Raw genomic sequence first — 6,652 nt, forward strand, 5'->3', positions numbered from 1 at the left:
CGGCCTATATTAATGGCAAGATAGATGGGAAATTCCTTGGACAATATTGTAATTATCGGTGCTGGAATTGCAGGGCTGACGGCCGCGTTGCGCCTGGCGCCGCGCCGGGTTACGGTGATTGCCAACGCACCTATGGGTAAAGGGGTTGCCAGCGGCTGGTCGCAAGGCGGTATCGCCGCCGCATTGTCATCCGACGACAGTCCCGAAGCCCATCAGCATGACACATTAATTGCCGCCGCAGGCATCGGCGATGTGAATGCCATCAAAATCATCACCGAAGAAGGTCAAGCGGCCATTGAATTTCTAACGCGCATTGGCGTGGATTTTGACAAACTGCCTAATGGCGATTATGCACTGTCCAAAGAAGCCGCGCATGGTTGCGCGCGCATCGTACGCGTTGCTGGCGATTTAACCGGCCCCGGCATTATGGCCGCGCTGCGCAAGTCAGTTGCCGCAACACCCAGCATCACGATTCGTTCCGGTTTTCAGGTTGTAGATCTTGCGGTTGAAGACAATAAAGTCCAAGGTCTATGGATCACCGGTGAAAACGGTGCGGTGGAATATTTACCCGCAAGCGCGGTAATTCTAGCCACTGGCGGAATCGGATATTTGTACCGTAACACATCGAATCCGCCGACGGCTTGCGGCGAAGGCATTGCGGTTGCCGCCCGCGCCGGCGCCAGCCTGGCCGATTTAGAATTCGTTCAATTCCATCCGACCACCCTTGCTGTTGGCAAAGACCCATCGCCGCTGGCCACCGAAGCACTGCGTGGTGAAGGCGCGATTCTGATCAATGACGACCAAGAACGATTTATGATTGGAATTCACAAAGACGCCGAACTTGCACCGCGCGACATCGTCGCGCGCGCCATTTTCGCGCAGATTCAAAATGGGCATAAGGTTTATTTGGACTGTTCCAAGGCGATCGGCAAAGATTTTGCCGCTCACTTTCCAAAAGTTTTTGCCTTATGCCAAGAAGTTGGCATTGACCCGTCGATCTCGCCAATTCCGGTTGAGCCTGCGGCGCATTATCACATGGGCGGCGTTGCAACCGATGCCCTGGCACGCACCAGCATTGAAGGATTATGGGCTTGCGGCGAAGTCGCATGTTCCGGCGCGCATGGCGCCAACCGCCTGGCCAGCAATTCGTTATTAGAAGCCGTAGTATTTGCCAAACGCGCGGCAATGGATATTAATACGTCTTCCGTTCGCACGGTGGCTGCATCCACCAAACTATCCGCGCCGGTTTTCTTGCCGCACAATGGCGCCGCGCAAAAGTATGAATTGCAATTACGGCAAATTATGCGCGAAAGCGTCGGTGTGATTCGCAACAAAGCGGGATTGGAAATGGGACTGGATGCCATCAAAACCCTGCAAAAAACCGCAACTGGTTCAACCCGGTTGCACAATATGATTTTGGTGGCGGAACTGGCGGCGACTTTTGCATTATGGCGCGAAGAATCGCGCGGCAGTCATTTCCGTACTGATTTTCCAATGGCAAAAAAAGATTGGCAGCGCCGCCAGTTTTATACGCTGAACCAGCATCACCAATTAATAAATCAGACACCGTCCAAGAAAAGCGCGGCCGGATAATATGAACAGTAATTCAATGCATTCGTTTATTCCAACCTCAATGTTGCAAAGCGCATTGCAAGCCGCGTTTGCCGAAGATCTGGGCGGATATGGCGATATCACCACCATGTCGACCGTCAGCGCCGATCAAACATCGACCGCGCATATTGTGGCAAGACAGGATGGAATTGTTTGCGGAATTGAAATTGCCGAAGCCGCTTTTTTGTTTTTGGACGATAAAATCCAATTCAAGGCGCATGTTGCCGATGGCAAGAAAATAACGGCTGGACAAAAACTGGCAACCATTACCGGCAGCACCGCAAGCTTATTAACGGCGGAACGCGTTGCATTAAATTTTATGTGCCACCTGTCAGGAATATCAACTATGACCGGGCAATATGTGGATGCCATTCAAGGCAGCAACGCCAAAATCACATGCACCCGAAAAACGAGGCCATTATTGCGCGTGTTTGAAAAATACGCGGTGCGCGTGGGAGGCGGACATAATCATCGTTTCAATTTATCCGATGCGATTTTAATCAAAGACAATCATATAGCAGCAAATGGCGGCGATGTTATTAAAACTGTGCGCAGCGCCAAGGAATCGATGGGTCATATGGTACGGATTTCGGTCGAAGTGGATCGAATCGATCAAATCGACGCGGCTATCGCAGGCGGCGCGGATGTAATCCTGCTCGATAATATGTCGCCACAAGAATTGAAACAGTCTGTGCAGAAAATTGCAGGCCGGGCCGTATGCGAAGCATCGGGAGGCGTCAATTTACAAACAGTTGCGGCAATCGCCGCCAGCGGCGTCGATTTTATTTCGGTTGGGCGCATTACCCATTCCGCGCCGTGGTTAGATCTTGCGCTCGATTTCTAACCATTTATAAAACAACTCTAATTTTTGAGTTTGGTAATTAAAATTCAAAATTAAATCTTCTCACCGAAAGTTGATATTTAATAACTGCCGGGCGTTGAAAAACTGTGATAGAATAAGAAAAAAAGTAATTCTGTCCGGCAAGCCCGAAATTGAATTATTTTATACATTTCAATACTTTAGGGAGGTTCGTGGTGGATAAAAACCCAACCGGAATTTCTAAATTTGATCACTCCAGCAAATCACCTGTCCGTGTCGTGACTTCCCTTTCCGCGAGCCCATTGATGTCAGAAAAGAAGCCTGTAAAATCAAATCTCCCGCCGTTGCTATCGGAGCATGAAATTACCAGCACTCTAAACAATTTAAAACAAAACGGTCTTTCTGGCGACGAGACTTTGTCGCTGGATAAAAGCCGCTTTATTAAAGAAGCGCAAGAATACGGCATTCAAATTGTTACGTCGATCGATGAACTCAGCGTTGCCAATTTCGAAGGATCGGTTTTGATTACCGAAAATATTGGCAAGAATTCCCGCATCACAGTCCGTGGCGGCGGCATTGCTGTTCTTGGCGAAATAGAATATGGGGTGATGATTGACGTTAATGACAAGGTTCTGATTAAAACGGCCGTCGGGAATTCCAGTTCCAATCTTGGCATTACCGTGGTGGGAAAAATTGGCGATCATGTTCGACTGAACTGCACTAGCAATATTATCATCCAGGACGCTGGGGAGTTTGTGCAATTGCGGACGGGCGGCGCGATTAAAGCCGGAAACATCGGCGCCGGGGCCAATTTGATCGCACGAGACAGTATTGAAATATGCAATGTGGAAGATGATTTGCGATCCACGCATTTTGTCAATCAATTCAAGGCCAAAAATATTGGCAAGCGATCTATTGTAAAAGCAGGAAATATCATTGTAGATGATATCGGCAGCGGATCCGAATTGATTGCCAGTTACCACATTGAGGCCGATTATATTGCGGAAAATTGTGTTGTCACAGCCCGCAGTATTTCGGTGACTTCTATCGCGGAAGGCGTGGAATTAAACGCGGCTATGGGAATTAGCGACCGGGCATCATCCGATCAACGCAAAACGTTATAACGTTTCTTCTATAGTTTCTGGATCGACTTCTACCACCGCATTGGTAATAGAATCACCCCATTCATCCTGTAATTTATGCATTCTTTCGGTCAATTGGCGCACTGCTTCTTCGCGTTTAATGCCAATCAAGAACATCATAACCGGGGGCATAGCCATAATTAATAACCACCCCATACCCGCAGCGCCATACATAGATAATAAATTGAACGGGTCTTTCAGCATATCGAAAGCCTGAGACAATTCTCCGCCCCTATTCCATAAATTCAGCATAATAGGAACGACCCCGCAGAAATTCAGCATCGCGACCGTTATCGACGCATTTTTTTCCTCGCGCTGGTCAACCATCCAGGCCGCATAACTTGGAATCATGCCAAAAAACAAAACAACCGCAAAGGGCAGCATTAAAACGCCCATTGTTAACATCAATAAAAGTCCGACCATCGATTTAAATCCCGATGACCCCTTCCCAGATTGCTGTACGGTTGCTGCTTTTCCCATGTTAAATCTTCAAAAAATATAAATATAATAATACCGCCATAAAGAATAAGGTGATTGTTACAGCAAAACCAACGGCTGTACGCTCGCCTTTTATCTTGGCTATATCCGCCTGCTTGATCCGCATCTCTTCCAAATTAGCCAAACGAAGTGAAATGACCGCATGCTCCATCGCCGCGCGCTTAAACATTTCTTCATCCAAGGTGCGATCTTCTTCATTATCGACAAATTTTAATATATCTGCCACAGAACCGGATTTTGCAGCTGCCGTAACAGAATCGGTGATACGTTTCCGGCGAGCAATGTTCCTGAATCTATTTAAGACCGGCCTTAGAATATCGAGACACCATTGGGTCAGCCCTTGCAACTCGCGCATTTTATACACACGCTGCATTTTTACCAATAATTGCATCATCGCTATGATTTGATGAACCTGATCCGCGGGTGGACCCATATTACGCAAATCGCCATCTTTTACCTCATTCATCCTTGCTCCGATAAAAGCGGCGACATGACGATCAAACGGCAAGGCCGGCCGATCCGATCGGTTGCCCATTTTATTAAATACTTGCAACAACTGATCTGGTGACGTCACATAATGGTCTTTCAATGCCGGGGATAAACAGGGCATTTCTGGATTCAATTCATAGATACAACGTTCCAGACCGAAACCTATCTGCTTATTTTCAATCAATGAAGGTATTGTTTCAAAAGTACCTTGTAGATCGTGCATTGTTTGATTTTTCTTCGCTTGCAGTCCCAACCAAATCAATGGCAACTTACTGGTAATCATTTGAGTGATTAAAGTGGTGCGTTCATTATCTCCCTGCGCCATCGCTAAAGCCGCGCCGATGCCATCGGCTTTACAGGTAAAATTGCGGAAATGCAGCGGCCCATCTTTATCCAAAGCCGCGCACGCCCTGGCCATCAAAACATCATCCGGAATATTTTTGTTTATAGAACCTGACGGATTGATGCTTTTTTGTACTTCATCGGCCAATTTTTCGTCGGTCAATGACCGGCGCAGCCAATTGTCCAAGGATTTATTGCGAATGATCTCCGCACCCATAACCCAATCCCTGGACATTGCATAGGTAAGAGTGGACGCCAATAAATGATTTTTTCCATCGATAGTCATAGGACGCGACGCACGGCGCGGCGATCGTTGTGTACGTATAGCCTGCCGACTGCCGCGAAACCACGCTTCAACATCTTCGAGATTCCATCGGTCTTCCTCAAGGTCGACAATCATCCCCCGCGCCGCCTCCAGAATTGAAGCCGGAATAGGAAATTGACCGGCATATATATTAAACGATCCTTCATCCATCCGGCGATTGATTAAATCTTCGAGTGACATGGACTGCACGGGATTTCGGCCAATAGCCAGGAACAACATTAACGTGCCCAATGCAAAGATATCATCCATCACACTGCCTTCACCGCGTGCCGCCGGATCGCACATGGCAACGTCCAACGGTTCATAAGCGGGAGGCTGCAAAAAAGCTGCGGGAGTCGAATACGGCTCGCCAAAAACAATTTTCTGTTTGCTAATATCTTCCCAATATAGATTTTCCAGCCGCAGTCCGCGAAAACTGACATTACGGCTGGCATATCCGCGCATCGCGGTGATAACCGGTTGTGCGACTAAACGCATAATGTCCTGTTCCGACATTTTTGGGAAAGGTCCGCCATCTTTAGGCAATAACTTATCTCCCATAGGACGTTGAATCACGATAGCCATTCTTTTATCGTGCGATGCTGGCCAGTCGACCGGACCATAATCTAGAATCTGGCAAATACCTTCTGCACCCATTGCAACTACTTCTTTGATCACACGAATACGAACGGGCATCCCGGGTTTGCAAAGCATAGCCATGCAACGGCGGCTGCTTCCCAATTCGATCGCTTCGAATGCCTGGGCGCAAACCGTATCGAACATCGGCAATCTGGCGCCGGGAATGATTTGAAATAAATTTTTAAGTAGAACACCATCGTTACTTGGCCTGACGACCGCCGGATTTTCTTGCCGATGGATATTATTGAAGGCTGGCGCTTCAGTATTTTGGGACACAATAGCAGCCGGCGCGGCATTTTTTTCGCCGCCCAACATCGTTCCTGGATTCATTGTCGTCGTGACCATAATTCCTCAATGAATGAAATCGAATTTCTGCATTCGCGGTTTCACTCAATAACTACCTGCAAAATAGGAATAATCCTGTAGAACCATGATAAAATAATATCTTAAAAACTTACTTAAAATGCCTCGCGATTATTACGCTTTATTAAATTTTAACGGAAATTTAAGATTCGTCTCCATTTACGCAATGTAAACGATTGTATGTCATAATTTTATTACTACCAGGAGGGTAGTAACCCGCATAGCCATTGGGGCAGATTTGGCTTTGTGGGCAGGGCATATAGATCCCAAGTAGGGTCATTAGTGGCTTTAAAAATAGCATCCAATATCGGAGCGTCTATCGCTCTCCGAGCGCTCAATCAATCTGATCGGGCGATGACTGCCTCATTGTCAAAACTATCTTCCGGCTCCCGCGTCCAATCTGCCAGAGATGACGCCGCCGCTCTTGCCATCGGCTCCCGCCTC

6 protein-coding genes are annotated in these 6,652 nt (G+C 47.6%); 4 read left to right on the top strand and 2 right to left on the bottom strand.

What is annotated here, in order from left to right:
• Positions 1 to 24 precede the first annotated feature (24 nt).
• From EYC62_02610 to EYC62_02620, 3 genes are all read left to right on the top strand, one after another.
• On the top strand, positions 25 to 1,593 hold the full coding sequence (locus EYC62_02610; protein TAH36554.1) for an L-aspartate oxidase: 1,569 nt from the start codon (positions 25 to 27) through the stop codon (positions 1,591 to 1,593).
• A 16-nt stretch (positions 1,594 to 1,609) separates the two neighbouring features.
• Positions 1,610 to 2,455: a carboxylating nicotinate-nucleotide diphosphorylase gene (gene nadC, locus EYC62_02615; GenBank protein ID TAH36562.1), complete on the top strand. Its 846-nt coding sequence runs from the start codon at positions 1,610 to 1,612 to the stop codon at positions 2,453 to 2,455.
• Between the two features lie 281 nt (positions 2,456 to 2,736).
• Positions 2,737 to 3,555 carry a hypothetical protein gene (locus EYC62_02620; GenBank protein TAH36555.1) on the top strand — a complete coding sequence of 273 codons (819 nt, stop codon included), beginning with the start codon at positions 2,737 to 2,739 and terminating at the stop codon, positions 3,553 to 3,555.
• Here the strand turns inward: EYC62_02620 and EYC62_02625 are convergent.
• Together EYC62_02625 and EYC62_02630 are read right to left on the bottom strand one after the other, a co-directional pair.
• A complete protein-coding gene (locus EYC62_02625) occupies positions 3,550 to 4,053 on the bottom strand; it encodes a hypothetical protein (protein TAH36556.1) in 504 nt (167 codons plus the stop codon). The genes EYC62_02620 and EYC62_02625 overlap by 6 nt on opposite strands.
• A gap of 1 nt (position 4,054) precedes the next feature.
• Positions 4,055 to 6,190 carry a hypothetical protein gene (locus EYC62_02630; protein ID TAH36557.1) on the bottom strand — a complete coding sequence of 712 codons (2,136 nt, stop codon included), beginning with the start codon at positions 6,188 to 6,190 and terminating at the stop codon, positions 4,055 to 4,057.
• Between the two features lie 300 nt (positions 6,191 to 6,490).
• On the opposite strand from EYC62_02630, the gene EYC62_02635 reads away from it, so the two are divergent.
• A partial coding sequence (locus EYC62_02635) for a flagellin (protein TAH36558.1) occupies positions 6,491 to 6,652 on the top strand: 162 nt, incomplete at its 3' end.

The sequence above is a fragment of the Alphaproteobacteria bacterium genome (genome assembly GCA_004295055.1).
GTDB lineage: Bacteria > Pseudomonadota > Alphaproteobacteria > SHNJ01 > SHNJ01 > SHNJ01.